This is a genomic window from Pseudomonas sp. S30_BP2TU TE3576, assembly GCF_050436025.1.
Taxonomy (GTDB): domain Bacteria; phylum Pseudomonadota; class Gammaproteobacteria; order Pseudomonadales; family Pseudomonadaceae; genus Aquipseudomonas.
In genome coordinates this window covers 640,211-653,278 of sequence record NZ_JBNDLK010000001.1, presented here as the reverse complement: position 1 = coordinate 653,278, position 13,068 = coordinate 640,211, and the positions used below count along the sequence as shown (strand labels likewise).

The 13,068-nt window shown below is 59.6% G+C and carries 12 protein-coding genes and 1 pseudogene; 4 read left to right on the top strand and 9 right to left on the bottom strand.

Annotation, left to right across the window (positions count from 1 at the left end):
- Positions 1–33: 33 nt before the first annotated feature.
- The gene (locus ABIA48_RS02890; protein WP_429486976.1) at positions 34–537 is read left to right on the top strand and encodes a GNAT family N-acetyltransferase; all 504 of its coding nucleotides are present in this window, start codon (positions 34–36) and stop codon (positions 535–537) included.
- 48 nt (positions 538–585) lie between these two features.
- Here the strand turns inward: ABIA48_RS02890 and ABIA48_RS02885 are convergent, their stop codons facing one another.
- The 6 genes from ABIA48_RS02885 to ABIA48_RS02860 form a co-directional block, all read right to left on the bottom strand.
- Positions 586–1,473, bottom strand: a complete 888-nt coding sequence (locus ABIA48_RS02885; protein ID WP_429486975.1) for a DUF2950 domain-containing protein — start codon at positions 1,471–1,473, stop codon at positions 586–588.
- A gap of 26 nt (positions 1,474–1,499) precedes the next feature.
- Entirely contained in the window at positions 1,500–3,032 is a 1,533-nt protein-coding gene (locus tag ABIA48_RS02880) for a DUF3300 domain-containing protein (RefSeq protein WP_429486974.1), read from the bottom strand.
- Between the two features lie 160 nt (positions 3,033–3,192).
- A complete protein-coding gene (locus ABIA48_RS02875; RefSeq protein WP_429486973.1) occupies positions 3,193–4,470 on the bottom strand; it encodes a tyrosine/phenylalanine carboxypeptidase domain-containing protein in 1,278 nt (425 codons plus the stop codon).
- 237 nt (positions 4,471–4,707) lie between these two features.
- Positions 4,708–6,447, bottom strand: a complete 1,740-nt coding sequence (locus ABIA48_RS02870) for a dipeptidase (RefSeq protein ID WP_429486972.1) — start codon at positions 6,445–6,447, stop codon at positions 4,708–4,710.
- Between the two features lie 160 nt (positions 6,448–6,607).
- Positions 6,608–6,919: a hypothetical protein gene (locus tag ABIA48_RS02865; protein ID WP_429486971.1), complete on the bottom strand. Its 312-nt coding sequence runs from the start codon at positions 6,917–6,919 to the stop codon at positions 6,608–6,610.
- 60 nt (positions 6,920–6,979) lie between these two features.
- Positions 6,980–7,903, bottom strand: coding sequence for a LysR family transcriptional regulator (locus ABIA48_RS02860; RefSeq protein WP_310064408.1), 924 nt, complete (start codon positions 7,901–7,903; stop codon positions 6,980–6,982).
- A gap of 195 nt (positions 7,904–8,098) precedes the next feature.
- On the opposite strand from ABIA48_RS02860, the gene ABIA48_RS02855 reads away from it, so the two are divergent.
- A complete protein-coding gene (locus ABIA48_RS02855; RefSeq protein ID WP_429486970.1) occupies positions 8,099–8,539 on the top strand; it encodes a DoxX family protein in 441 nt (146 codons plus the stop codon).
- A 75-nt stretch (positions 8,540–8,614) separates the two neighbouring features.
- The gene (locus ABIA48_RS02850) at positions 8,615–9,538 is read left to right on the top strand and encodes an NADP-dependent oxidoreductase (RefSeq protein WP_429486969.1); all 924 of its coding nucleotides are present in this window, start codon (positions 8,615–8,617) and stop codon (positions 9,536–9,538) included.
- A gap of 75 nt (positions 9,539–9,613) precedes the next feature.
- Here the strand turns inward: ABIA48_RS02850 and ABIA48_RS02845 are convergent, their stop codons facing one another.
- Positions 9,614–10,678 carry a threonine aldolase family protein gene (locus tag ABIA48_RS02845; protein ID WP_429486968.1) on the bottom strand — a complete coding sequence of 355 codons (1,065 nt, stop codon included), beginning with the start codon at positions 10,676–10,678 and terminating at the stop codon, positions 9,614–9,616.
- Between the two features lie 109 nt (positions 10,679–10,787).
- A complete protein-coding gene (locus ABIA48_RS02840; protein ID WP_429486967.1) occupies positions 10,788–11,603 on the bottom strand; it encodes an AraC family transcriptional regulator in 816 nt (271 codons plus the stop codon).
- A gap of 107 nt (positions 11,604–11,710) precedes the next feature.
- Between ABIA48_RS02840 and ABIA48_RS02835 the strand changes: the two are divergent.
- Positions 11,711–11,818: pseudogene (locus tag ABIA48_RS02835) on the top strand (pirin family protein); the annotation flags it as partial.
- A 23-nt stretch (positions 11,819–11,841) separates the two neighbouring features.
- Here the strand turns inward: ABIA48_RS02835 and gltS are convergent.
- Positions 11,842–13,056 (bottom strand): sodium/glutamate symporter, encoded by a 1,215-nt coding sequence (gene gltS, locus ABIA48_RS02830; protein WP_429486966.1) that lies wholly within the window; start codon positions 13,054–13,056, stop codon positions 11,842–11,844.
- Positions 13,057–13,068 lie beyond the last annotated feature (12 nt).

Sequence of the window (13,068 nt, the reverse complement as noted above, 5' to 3'; positions counted from 1 at the left end):
CCATGTCGGCACTAGATATTGGAGAGGTGATGAATGGAATCATTTAGCGTTCGCGAGCTGAAAGAGACTGACGCTGAAGCGTTGCTGGCATTCGAAATCCGTAACCGGGAATGGTTTGAATCGCATATTGACGCGCGCGACGCTTCTTTTTATTCGTTGCAGGGTGTCGCCGATCATATCGAAAGCTATTTGTCCGATTTTGCCATCGGCGCCTGGCACCCGTTTGTCATCGAAGATTCCAGTCAAAGAATCGTTGGTCGAGCCAATCTGAAAAGCATCGACTCATCGACGAGGTCTTCTGAAGTGGGTTATCGGATCGATCAACGTGTGTGCGGGCAGGGGCTGGCAACTCTGGCGTTGCGGCATCTCATCGAGGTGGCACAGTCGCGTTGGGAACTGACGCAATTGGTTGCGTATGCCTACAAGGAAAACCTTGGTTCAAGAAAAGTACTTGAACGGTGCGGATTCTTGTTTGAAGAGTCGACTTGCAACGACAAAGCGGCGGACGAATGCCGGTTCGTCCTTTCGATCCAGTAAAACTTTTTGAGTCATTCCGGGTGCCTGTAGCAGGTCAGTGACACCCTGCTACTCCTGATCTTCGGCCACCTCTTTCCAGCTGTCATCCGGATCAAAGCGCTTCATCGATTTCGCCAGTTTTTCCCCACCGGGTCCCAGGTCTTTCTCGAACACCTGTCCTTCATGACTGATCATGAAACTCATCACCCCGGTGTCGTCGTATTTCGCCGGCCAGGCGATCAGCGCAAAGCCCCGGCTCATCTTGTCACCGATGAGGTAGCTGTAGGCGCCACCCGGTGCCGAAGGACCCTGGCCATCAAGGATGCGGAAGCGGTAACCGTGCCACTCTTCGTCGGCAATGGCTTTGCCGAACGAAGGCCCCAAGGGGCTGATCTGGCCGCTGTCGTCCTCGGCCCAATAGAGTCCGTCGTGCTTGCCGGGGGTGCTGAAGATTTTCTGCGCATACTCGAGTGCGCCGTCACCGTCACGATCGACTGACGCATAGTCCATCTGCGCGTCGTGATAGGCCAGCACCGATTGCACCGCGGCAAGTTCGTTGCGGCCGATTTGACGGGTACGGATTTCGGCACTGCCGGCCTTCATGTCGAAGCGCCAACCGTTGGCGTCTTTTGCCATGGGGATGGGCAGTGTCCAGTTCTTGCTGCCAACCGCCAGGATTGCCTTGCGCTCGCTGGGATTTTCAATGCGGTGTTGCTCGCGGTATTGCTGCAAAAACGCATCCACGTCTTCGCGCTGCACGCCTTCACGGGGGATGTAACTGTGCCAGTCACTGCCCAGCAGCTCGGTCAGGCGTGCCTGGTCGGCGTGTTCCGTACCCAGTGCTTCGACGAACGCTTCAACAGCCTTTTCGGGCGTTGGAAAGGCCTGTTGTGCCGTCGCCATGCACGACCACACCAGGCCGGCAGCTATCGCAAGGACAGGTGGGAGCAGGCCCATGAGTCCCTTCACTCGAGGATGGTTTTTCAACGACGGCCCCCCCTTTGACGCGCTGGTGGATTGGACGGCCGACTGACCTGGTGACCGGCTGATCGCGCGGCACTTGGGCGTTGGGCGGATGCCTGGCTGGTCCGGCCACGATTGGCCTGGAGGTTGGCCTGGGACGGTGAACGTGCGCCGGCGAAGGCGTTGTTGCGAGCACTGCCCGTACTGGCGGCCGGCCGTTTGTTCGTCGCTTGACGTGCCTGCGCCTGGCCTTCTTTACGTTGATTCAGCTGTGCGGCCTGGTTCCTGGGTTGCTGATTTTCCCGGGTGTTTCGGGCCGTGCCCTGGCCTCTGTCAGCCGCCTTGGGTCTGTCTGCACCGGCTTGCAACCGATTGCCGCCCGAGGTTCCGGACTGGAGTTTGCGTGTTTGATCACGGGCTTCGCGGTTGCTGGTGGCAGGTCGTTCGATACCGTGCTTGTCCATTGAATTGCGGGCATTTTCACGGGCCTGGGCGCGCTGGGCATTGTCCCCGCGATAGGCTTCACGCTGACTGGCGCCGTTCAGTTGGCGGCCGTACTGTGCGCGGCTCGCGCTGTCTCGATAGGGCACGCCATTGCGGTGCACCGGGTTGTGCTGCCATTTGTTCTGGTTATTGGTGATCCGGTTGTTGGCATTGATGTTGTTGTAACGATTGACGTCGATATCGATGTCGTTATTGCCCCAGTCACATTCACCCCACAACGATCCAATGATCGCCACACCGGCACCAAACGCGAGTCCGGCCATCAGGGCCTGACCAGGGTAATAGGCCGGTGGCGGTGGATAGTACACGGGCGGCGACGCCGGGTAGGGCCAGGTGCCGTAGGTGGTTGTCGGGTTATAGGTGGGGACGTACACCACCTGCGGATCGGCAGGCTGAATGATGATGGTGGAGTTGCTGGCCGGGGCCGACTCAGGGGCTGGAGCCGGGGCCGCGTTCGTGGTCGCAGGTACCGGCGCCGCGACATTCTGGATCGTCACGTTCTGATATTGGTTGCTCTGCAGATTGCCGGCGGCCTGTGCCTGGCGACGCAGGCGTTGCGCGCTTTCCATGACATCGTCGGGTTGCGCCAGGAAGGCATCACCCAGGCGTTGGACCCAGACGGGATCCTGTCCCAGTGTTGCCAGAACCTGAGGGAAGGCGACCAGCGCCTGCACGCTCGGATCCCAGGGCTGGTTCGCCACCTGTTTAACCGCGTCGTCACCCTTGGCGTCCGGGTGCGCCTTGGACCAGTTGACCGCCTCGCCGACTTCCCCGGGGTAGGTGGTGGCCATCAGCACCTGTGCAAACAGTGGGTCCGGGTAAAGCGCAATGGGCGCGAGCATCTGATCCAGCTGTTCCTGGTTAAACACCGGATCCTTGACCACCGGGGTGACGGGCGCTGTAGTGGCCGCGCTTGCCGGTGCGGGGGCTGCGGCGGGTGCCGGAACCGGGGCCGGTGCGGCAGCGGTCCCATCCTCAGCCAGTGCCAGGCAGGAAGATCCACTCAAGAACAGTACGGCTGACAACGCGTAAAAAAATGGAATGCGCATTGCACCCCCTATGTAGTCAGGCAGGCTTGAAAAGAGTGAGTCAATGCAGGAGAGGTGAAAGCTGAGTTTGCAAGCCACAGAGCCCAGCTTCGATGCCGCTTCTTAATGGTAGCAGCTCATTCGAAGGATTCAGGTTGTCTTTAAAACAGCGTCAATCTGCTCACTGGGCGCTGGCGTCGCTTTCGTGTTCTTCGGCGAATGCCATGAACACGTCCAGGTCAAGCACCTCCAGCTTGATCTGGGCGATGAACGCAGAGAAGGCCAGATTGGCCGCGAGCAGACGCAGGTCGCTGGCCCAGGCTGGGAGATAGACCGGTCCCTTGAGCCAGCCGGACTCGAAAAGTGGTGCAAGGCGCACGGTGTCAGCCAGGCTGAGGCGCCCTGCAAACAAATGCCCCACCAGCTCCGGCCGGTTATCGCGAATTGCAATGCGCAGCAGGGTGTGGACGCCGAGCAACCCCGTCAGGTAAGCGGCATCCTTGGTAAACGCCGAACCGCCCCGCAGGTCGGCGCCGCGGAAGACCCGCTGGGTTGAGCGGAAGGACTCCTCTGGCGTCTGCCCGGCAGCCAGAAAACCTTCGAACACCTGGATGAAATCGGCTCCCTCCAGCGCCTGCTGGACGGCGAGCACGCGCAGGGCCAGGCGCCGCAGGCGGTTGATGTCCATGCTGCCGGTGAACAGTTCGGCCAGGGTGGCAATGCCCTCTTGGGTCTGGGTCGTGCGGGGCGCTCCCAGGCCCAGGCTAATGAGGTTGGGTTGCCGCGCACCGTTTTGTGCCGTAGCGACATGCACAAAGGCCTCGTGTTGCAACAGCTGATGCTTGTCCAGCTCAGTGAACAGCGCGCTGGCCCGCAGGCGAATGCGGCTCGATCCGGCGATGGCTTTGGCGGCCAGGTTCGGATCGAGTACTACGGTGATCTGTCCGACGCCGAAGAAACGGTCGAGTTCCGGTTGAATCCAGGCAGCGAAAACCTTGGCCGGGATCTCGGCCGGGCAGGGCGGAATCCGCGCACCGCCGAGCAGGGCGTCGGTGGTCTTGAGGAAGAAACGGGCCGCGTCCAGCATGCTCAGTTGCAGGCGCGTGTAATAGAAATCCGGGCGCCGGTACAGTGCTGACGAAAACTGCGTAAAGGCGGGAGTGCCAATGGCCCCCAGCATGTGTCCGGCCGTGGCATAGCTACGGGCGGTCATTGCAAGGAAATTCCCGGCCGGATGCCCCACATCGCAACGGCTGATAAAGGTTTCCAGGGCGGCGATGTCGGCGCTGTGCTCGCGGGGCTGCAATTTGACTTTGGGTAACTCGGCCCGCCCGTTGCGCCATTTCGCCAGGAAGTCTTCCTCGACGCCATCGGGCCAGGACAGGGCATCCAGCACGCGGATCTTGCGGGTCAAACCGGGCAGGGCTTCATCGAGTTCGGAGAGGGAGGCGGCGCTCATGGACTTCTCCTAGAGGGACGAGGTGGCATTACAAAAGCTTAGTCGTCGCGCACGGTTGCGTGTCGATCCGGGATTACTCCATGACCGGTGCCGGCTCTTCATGTGCCTGGGCTTTTGGGGGCTTGATAATCAGCAACAACGGTATGACCGCCAGTGACAACAGCATCAGCAGCTTGAAGTCATCCACGTACGCGATCCAACTGAGTGGACCCGCCAGAAGGGCGGGTCCGAAAGGGATCAGAGTTTCGGCAGTTGCCCGATACGTCCCATCATCTCGGTCACGATCTGCAGGTCCAGCAGGAACTGCCCGGTGGTCTTGAACTCGTTGTCGTTGTGACCGGTGTATTTGACGTCTGGCATGGCCAGGCCGAACTGCACGCCGTTGGGCAGCTCGTGCACGGACGTGGCGCCGGCGGAGGTGCCGGACTTGTGTTCCATGCCAAGGTTTTCGCTGGCCACGGTGAGCAGGGCCTTGACCCATTCACCCTCGGGGTTGCGGTACATCGGTTCGGCGATCGATAAGTCGAAGGCGGGTGCGATGTGGGTTTTCTTGCTCCAGGCGTCCAGCTTTGCGGCGATTTCGGATTTGAGCACTTCTGGCGTTTTGCCTTTCGGCACGCGCAGGTTGACCGCGAGTTTGAAGGCTTTGTCATCCATCCCGACATAGGTCAGGGAAGTGGTCAGCGGGCCCATGAACTCATCGGAAAAACCGACCCCCAACTTGCCACCCAGGTAGTCCAGCCCCCAGTTGTCGGCAGCGTAGCGGGCGGCGTCCGTGATCTGGTTGTGCTTGAGTGCGACCTTGCCGTCGAGGCTATTGATGAAGTCCAGCATCCTTGCCACCGGGTTGACGCCGGATTCAGGCTCGGAGGAGTGGGCGGAAACGCCGGTGACGGTCAGTTTGACGCCCTTGCCGTCGACCTTGGCAGCCACTTCGAAGTTGCCGCCGTTGCGCTTGGCGTACTCAGTGCCGGCCTTTTGCAGGCTGGCGGCCAGTTCGGCGGGCTTGTCGGTCACCAGGGTCACGACCGATGTCGACGGAATCTGGTTGGTGGCCAGGCCACCGGTCATTGAAATGATTTCCGCGCCTTTGCCTTCAGCTTTACGCTTGGCGAAGCTGGCCATGACGGTGCCATAGCCTTTCTCGGCGATCACCACCGGATAGCCGCCATCCAGTGCCAGGTTGTAGTTGGGCGTCGGGTTGCGTTCGAAGTAATAGGGGATGGCGTCGCCCGTGGTTTCTTCGGTGGTGTCGACCAGCAGCTTGAAGTTTCTGGCCAGTGGCAGCTGCTCTTCCTTGATGATCTTCATGGCGTAGAGCGCCACCACGATGCCGTTCTTGTCATCCTCGGTGCCGCGGCCATACATGCGATCGCCGACCAGAGTGACCTTGAATGGATCAAGGCGGGTGCCGTCCTGCAGCACCCAGTTCTCCGGCGTTACCGGTACCACATCGGCATGGGCGTGAATGCCTACGACTTCATCGCCGCTGCCTTCGAGGGAGATCTCATAGACGCGGTTGTCGATGTTGCGAAAGTTCAGGTTGAACGCCTGGGCAAGGCCCTTGATCTTCTCGGCTATCTTGAGGAATTCGGGATTCTCGTGCTGGGCAACGCCATCCACGCGCACGGTCGCAATGGCTACCAGCTCCTTCAAGGTTTCGGTGGCCGCGCTGCCGTATTTCACCCGAGCGTAAAGGCCAAGCAGGCGATGGATTTCGTTTTGCTGTTCAGCGGTAAGCGTCTTGTTGTCGAGGAACGCACTGATGGCCGGGCCGAGGTTGTCGGTTTTGGCGAAATCGCTCGTGGCCAGACTTCCCAGGAACTGCCTGAAATCCTTGACCGATGCATCACTGAAGGTCTTGAGGATGATCGAGCTCTGTTGCGGGGTGATGTTGGCGTGGGCAGCGCTGGTGAACGACGAGAGGCTGGCGAGCATGAGGGTGGTCGCGGCCAAGTGCTTGAGTGAAAAATCCATTGCTGGGGGCATTCCTTTGCAGGCGGTTTGTAAGAAATATCTGATCGTCTGATCAGAAACATCTCCAAACTACCACCACCAGCGTGTGAAACGGGAGCCCCTGAAGTGGGATCTGTCGCACAGAAAGGCAAAAGCGGCGCAGAAACGAAAAACCGCTCGATCAATGTTTACATTCCGCCGATACCACGTGACAGGTATCCGGTGTACCGCCGGATCGGCCGGCATAGCGTATGCAATTACTCAGGGATTTTTGCCGAGCCATGTCCAGGGTGTCGGCCCAGGCGAGGCCACCTTCGCCGACAGTGGGAAGTGCTTTTGCAAAGCAGACTGAGCCGGTGTTTGAGCCGGTGTTTGAGGCAGGATGTGGAGCCGTGGTGGCTTTGCCTGAACATCCGGCTAGCAGCGCCAGGTTGACGGCGAGCAGGGAGAGCAGGATCCATGGCGAGCATTGGCGTGCTGTATGTCCCGTCATCCCGGTTCCCCTGTATCAAGAGGCGTGTTCAACGTCGTACCTATTCAGATTAGGCCCCAATCAGGACATCATCCACCTCTCCTGCATCGCGCTTTGTTGAACGAAGCGGTCAATCAACCAGCGTGCGGCGGGGCCTGGTGGCAGATCCGTGCGGTAGATGACGTCGAAGGCATATTTTCCGCTTTTGTATTCCGGAATGTTCAGGAGCACAAGCCGGCCGCTCTCCAGGTCTTCCTGGACCATCGGGGCTGGCATGTTCCCCCAACCGATGCCTTCACGCAGCAGCATGTGCTTGGCGCCCAGGTCCGCCAGCCGCCAGGTGCGGTTACTGAGCACGGCGAAATCCTTGTCCTTGGTCAGCACCGAACGGTCGGACAGCACCAGTTGCGTGAACTCTCGCCCGGCGCCCGGAACGTTCGAGTCGCTTGAGGCCAGTGGATGATTCGGGGCCGCCACCGGAATCAATTCGACACTGCCGACGCCAATTCTTTCGATACCGTCGATGCCTTCATTCATCGGCCCGCTGACGCCGACGATTGCGCCACGGTTGATCACCAGTTCAGTGACGGCGCCGAGGGCTTCCATGTGCAAGTGCAAGGCAACGGTCGGGAACTCTTCGCGAAAGGATTTGAGTGCGTCCACCACGCGCTCGGGGGGCAGCATCACATCGAGCACCACGTGAACTTCGGCTTCGAGCCCCTGGAGCAGGCCCTTCACTTTGGCGCGTAATCCATGAATACCGTTGGCGATGGTTCTGGCTTCGGCCAACACGGTGCGGCCGGCATCGGTGAGCTGGGGTTTGCGGGTGGTCTGACGGTCAAACAGCGACACGCCGAGCTGCATTTCCAGGTTGGCGATCGAGTAGCTGATGACCGAAGTGGCCCGGTGCAGTTTTCTGGCGGCCGCGGCAAAACTGCCGACTTCCACGACCGTCAGGAACACGCGCAGTTGGTCCAGTGTCGGTGTTCCCGGGTCAGAGATCATGCCAATTTCCTCGAACAAGACGTCGCTCGGCAAGTTGCAAGATTGAACTCCTTTACCGGCTATGTGGGTTTACTTTTCTAATTTATCGAATCTAATGATCTAAATTAGTCAGCTATTCAGGATAGCTGAGCAAGAGCAACATTTCCTCACCAGGGCGGTTCATGTCGAATCGCACCCAATTGAAGGAAATACCTCATGACGACTTCCGCAAACATCGCTCATTCCGCCACCTCTGAACAGAGCCGTTCCGACGTCACCCAAGCCTCGGCCTCGTTGATCGGCCGCGTACTGCTCAGCGCAATCTTCATCCTTTCCGGTTTTTCCAAACTGGCCGCGCCGGCCATGATGGTCGGCTACATCAGCTCTGTTGGTCTTCCGCTTCCGCAACTGGCGCTGGCGGTGGCGATCATCGTTGAAATCGGTGGTGGCCTGGCGCTGATCGCCGGTTACCGTACCCGCACCGTTGCCGCTGTACTGGCTGTGTTCAGCGTGTTTACCGCCCTGGCTTTCCATAACGCCCTGGGCGATCAAAACCAGTTCATCCACTTCTTCAAGAACATCGCGATGGCGGGTGGCCTTCTGCAGGTCGTGGCCTTCGGTGCCGGTCGTTTCAGCCTCGACGCTCGCCGTCGTTGATACCCCCGCGCTGCGAAGGCCAGCCCCTCGCAGCGCAATGTTCTTCTCCCTTCTTTTTCAATGATCGAGGCATCCATGAAAGCCATACGCGTGTACGAATACGGCAGCCCTGAAGTTTTACGTCTGGAAGATATTGCCGACCCGGTGGCCGGTGTCGGTGAAGTGCTGATCGATGTCGCCGGAGCCGGGGTGAACCCGATTGACTGGAAGATCCTCTCCGGAGCCATGAAAGCGTTCATCCCGTTGCCGCTGCCTTTTACCCCGGGTGTCGAAGTGGCCGGTACGGTGGTGGCGGTGGGGCAGGGCGTCACTGAGTTCAGCATCGGTGATGAAGTGTTTGGCTTCATCAACATCGTTGGTGGTTATGCGACCAAAGCCGTCGCCCAGGTTGCAAAACTGGCTCTGAAACCAAAATCGCTCAGTGCCTTGCAGGCCGGTGCTGTCCCCGCAACGGCCCTGACAGCCTGGCAGGCCCTGACTGAACACGCGGGTGTGCAACGGCGACAAAAAGTGTTGATCCACGCCGCGGCCGGTGGCGTAGGCAGCATGGCCGTGCAGATTGCCAAATACCTGGGCGCGGAAGTCTACGCAACGGCCTCGGCACACCATCATGCCTACTTGAAAGACCTCGGTGCCGATTACACCATCGACTATACGACCCAGGCATTCGAAGAGCGGGTGTCCGGCGTCGATGTCGTACTGGATCTGGTGGGCGGCGACACACAGACCCGTTCCTTTGCGGTACTGAAAAGAAACGGTGTGCTGGTATCGCCGGTGAGCCTGCCGAACATGTCGCTGGCCAACGACTATGGCGTGACCCCCGCCAACTTTGCCACCCGTTCGGATGGCCGGCAGCTTTCGCTCATTGCCGAACTGTTCGACAAGGGACACCTCACGGTCGACGTTGAGGCATACCCCTTGAGTGATGCGAAAGTGGCGATCGAGAAAAGCATGGGCCGTCACTTACGTGGCCGGCTTGTCCTCGATACAACGAAGTAAGTGGTAGCCAGTCATCCCCGACAGGATCAGGCAAGTTGTCAGAAGGATCTGACTAACTGGCCGCCGCCGTTATCCCTAATCTGCACGGGTAGCGAGCCTCACCTGCCTCAACAGGTGATCGACATCCTCGGCGGTGGTTGCGAACGACGTGACAAAGCGAACGATGTTCGGTCCCCAGCGATCATGGTAGAACCCGAACCCGGCCCGTAGCAGCGCTTCGATGATTGCCGGGTTTAGCCGACAGAACAGGATATTCGCCTCGGTGTCGCCCAATACTTCTACGCCGCTCAGGCCAGCAAGCCCACGCGCCAGACGCAGCGCGGCATCGTTGGCCTTGCGTGCATTGCGCAGCCAGAGATCGTCGGTCAGGTACGCATCGATCTGCGCCGACAGAAAACGCATCTTGGAGAACAGATGACCTGCGCGCTTGCGCCGGTAACTCAGCTCGGTGGCGAGCGAGGCGTTGAACAGGACGATGGCTTCCGCCGCCAGCACACCATTCTTCGTGGCACCAAACGACAGGGCATCGACGCCAGCCTTCCACGTCATTTCTGCGGGAGAGCAACCCAGCGACACCAAGGCGTTGGCAAACCGCGACCCATCCATGTGGAAGCCAAGGGAAGCTGACTTGCAGACGTCACCGATGGCTGCGATTTCGTCCAGGGTGTAGATGCTGCCGACTTCGGTGGCCTGAGTGATGCTGACGCAGGCAGGTTGAGTCGTGTGTACATCGCCGACCTTCTCGCGAGTCCGCTCGCGCAGGCGGGTGATGTCCAGCTTGGCCGATGGGCCATCGATGGTTATCAGCTTCGCGCCGTTGGAAAAGAACTCGGGCGCGCCGCATTCATCGTTGTTGATGTGACTGGCCGGATGGCAATAGATATTCCCCCAGGGTGGCGTCATCGCGCTCAGGCACAGGCCGTTGGCGGAGGTGCCGGTGGGCACGAGAAAGACTTCCACGTCGCGCTCGAAGATCTCGCTGAACTTGCGCTGGACCTGTGCCGTCAACTCGTCGGTGCCGTAGGGGCTCGCCTGGCCTGTGCTGTGTTTCACGATGGCTTGCGCCACCTCCGGCGATGCGCCTGCGATGTTGTCACTTGAAAAACCCAGAGCGGGCGGTCTGTTTGTTTCACCGTTCATCATCCAGTTCTCGGCTGCGCAGGCGAAGGTGTTTCGCCCGGATTGGCGCATCCTAGGGAGGGGGAGGGTTGTCGCGCTTGTAAAAAATTGACGGTCTTCGGAACGCCCCCTAGGTCCTGTAGCGCGAGGGCGCGACGCCAAATGCCTGTCGAAAGGCGCGATTGAAATGGCTTTGATCGTAAAAGCCGACAGCGTGGGCGACATCGATGATCGGTTGCTCGCTGCGCGATAGCAGGCCACAGGCCCGTTCGAGGCGCAGGCGAAGCAGCCACGCGTGTGGCGTCATGCCGACGGTCCGCTTGAACTGCTTGAGAAACGGGAAGCGGCCCAGACCGCACAATCCAGCGAGATCATCGAGGGTGATTCGCTCATCGATGTGGCTGAAACAATAGTCCCTGACGCGAGACCATTGCAGGGGGGATAGCGTGCCTGCAATCGTTTCGGGCTTGGTCGTCCGTGACTGGCTCAACAGGTGTTCAAGGAGGGTGATCCATTGCGTCTGCAACGCGAGGCTGCCGGGTCCAACGGTCTGCTGCATCGCTTCGTGCAGCCCGCACAGCTTGCCGACAAGTCCCGCGTCTTCCAGCAACACACTGGTCAACTCAAGCTCTCTCGGTCGACCGCTGATCTCCTCGGCCAGACTCGCGACCAGCGCCTGCGACAGACGGAATGTCTTGAGCGTATAAGCACCGCCGCCCTCGGACACCCCATCGTGGATTTCACCCGGCGGCATCAGGGCAATGCTTCCCGGACCTAAAAGAAACGACTCGCCTTTCGATCGATGACGCTGGATGCCTTCGGTGACAAAGCCAATGTGGAAATCGAGGTGGTAATGGCGGTCGAAACCGACATCCGCAAAGCGTGCGGAACCCAGCACCAGGCCGGGTACTTCGGAGACGTGATGGTACTTGGCGTGCTCAGTCATGGAACCCGTACAACAATCGGCGAGGAGGGCAAGGAGATGCAAAGTTTAGGTCTACAAGAGGTGTAGATCCATGGGGTGTCAGCAATTGACCTGAGGTTGTGTCTATCGGCCCGCCCCTGCACCCGCGCCCGGGCATCACCGCGGTCACGGTCATTACCGAAGGTAATTTGCGCTTCGAGGATGCTGATTCGGGTACGGGGCATGGTGCTGTTGAATGAATGCGCGCCCGAGGCGGGCGCTAAAGACCACTGAACATGCTGATGATCACGGCATTGACCAGGTCAATGAAAAAGCCACACACCAGCGGCACGATCAGGAAGGCCTGGTGGGCCGCACCGTATTTTTGCGTCACGGTCGACATGTTGACGATGGCCGTCGCCGTGGAACCGAGGGCAATCCCGCCGAATCCGGAAGCAATCACGCTGGCTTCATAATTGCGCCCCATGAATCGGAAGACCACAAAATACGTATAGATGACCGTCAGCAGAATTTGCAGGGTCAAGGCGCACAGAATGAACATCAGCGCGCCGTTGAGTTGCCATAACTGAAGCCCCATCAGGGCCATGGTCAAAAACATGCCCAGACAGATATCGGAGATCAGCGACAGACCCAGGCTGGCGCCGCTCCAGGTTTTCAGCCGCTGATCACCGATCACGGCGAGAACGATGTGGTGAATGACGATGCCCGCGAACAGGCAGCTGACGAACTTGGGCAGGGTGATGCCCGCATCGACTAACAGCAGGTTGAGTCCGTAGCCGAGCATCAGCGTCAGGTTGAGCCACATCCACGCCCAGAGCACGTCGTAGTAGTCCATTGGCTTGCTCGGTTGTTGCTCGAAAATGCCGACTTCCAGCGCCGCATCCCCGGAAGGCGTCAGTCGATGACGACGTATCAGTCGGTTGGCGATCGGACCGCCGATCACGCAAGCGGCAATCAGGCCGACGGTGTTGCTGGCCATGCCCAGTTCATGCGCGTTATTGATTCCCAGCTTGTCGACGAAAAGCGGTGCCCAGGCCAGGGTGGTGCCCGCGCCACCCGTGAGGGAAACGGAGCCCACCATCAAACCCGCCTTGGGCGCGAGCCCAAATGCCTCGGCCACACCCATGCCCAGTGCGTTCTGCAGGACAATGAACACAGCGGCGAGCACCAGCAGGATCAGCAGCGGCAGTCCTCCCTTGAGCAGTTGGCGCATGTCCGATTTCAAGCCAATGGCAGCAAAGAAATACAGCAGCAAGGTGTCGCGAATTTGCAGATCAAATTCGATCTCGATATTGAGGCCGAAGTAAAACAGGGTCGTCACCGCCGCACAGACAAAGCCGCCAACCACCGATTCGGGAATACAGTATTGACGGAGCAAGGCGTTGCGCTGGACAAGGGTTTTGCCGAGGAAAAGCAGGAGGATGGCGAGGGTGAAGCTCACAAGGCCGTGAATCGGGAAGAGCTGAGGAGACATTCAAGGCCTACC

Bases quoted from the DNA above. Each gene is read 5' to 3' on its own strand.
- ABIA48_RS02890 (WP_429486976.1), top strand. From the start codon at position 34: ATGGAATCATTTAGCGTTCGCGAGCTGAAAGAGACTGACGCTGAAGCG.
- ABIA48_RS02885 (WP_429486975.1), bottom strand. From the start codon at position 1,473: ATGGGCCTGCTCCCACCTGTCCTTGCGATAGCTGCCGGCCTGGTGTGG.
- ABIA48_RS02880 (WP_429486974.1), bottom strand. From the start codon at position 3,032: ATGCGCATTCCATTTTTTTACGCGTTGTCAGCCGTACTGTTCTTGAGT.
- ABIA48_RS02875 (WP_429486973.1), bottom strand. From the start codon at position 4,470: ATGAGCGCCGCCTCCCTCTCCGAACTCGATGAAGCCCTGCCCGGTTTG.
- ABIA48_RS02870 (WP_429486972.1), bottom strand. From the start codon at position 6,447: ATGGATTTTTCACTCAAGCACTTGGCCGCGACCACCCTCATGCTCGCC.
- ABIA48_RS02865 (WP_429486971.1), bottom strand. From the start codon at position 6,919: ATGACGGGACATACAGCACGCCAATGCTCGCCATGGATCCTGCTCTCC.
- ABIA48_RS02860 (WP_310064408.1), bottom strand. From the start codon at position 7,903: ATGATCTCTGACCCGGGAACACCGACACTGGACCAACTGCGCGTGTTC.
- ABIA48_RS02855 (WP_429486970.1), top strand. From the start codon at position 8,099: ATGACGACTTCCGCAAACATCGCTCATTCCGCCACCTCTGAACAGAGC.
- ABIA48_RS02850 (WP_429486969.1), top strand. From the start codon at position 8,615: ATGAAAGCCATACGCGTGTACGAATACGGCAGCCCTGAAGTTTTACGT.
- ABIA48_RS02845 (WP_429486968.1), bottom strand. From the start codon at position 10,678: ATGAACGGTGAAACAAACAGACCGCCCGCTCTGGGTTTTTCAAGTGAC.
- ABIA48_RS02840 (WP_429486967.1), bottom strand. From the start codon at position 11,603: ATGACTGAGCACGCCAAGTACCATCACGTCTCCGAAGTACCCGGCCTG.
- gltS (WP_429486966.1), bottom strand. From the start codon at position 13,056: ATGTCTCCTCAGCTCTTCCCGATTCACGGCCTTGTGAGCTTCACCCTC.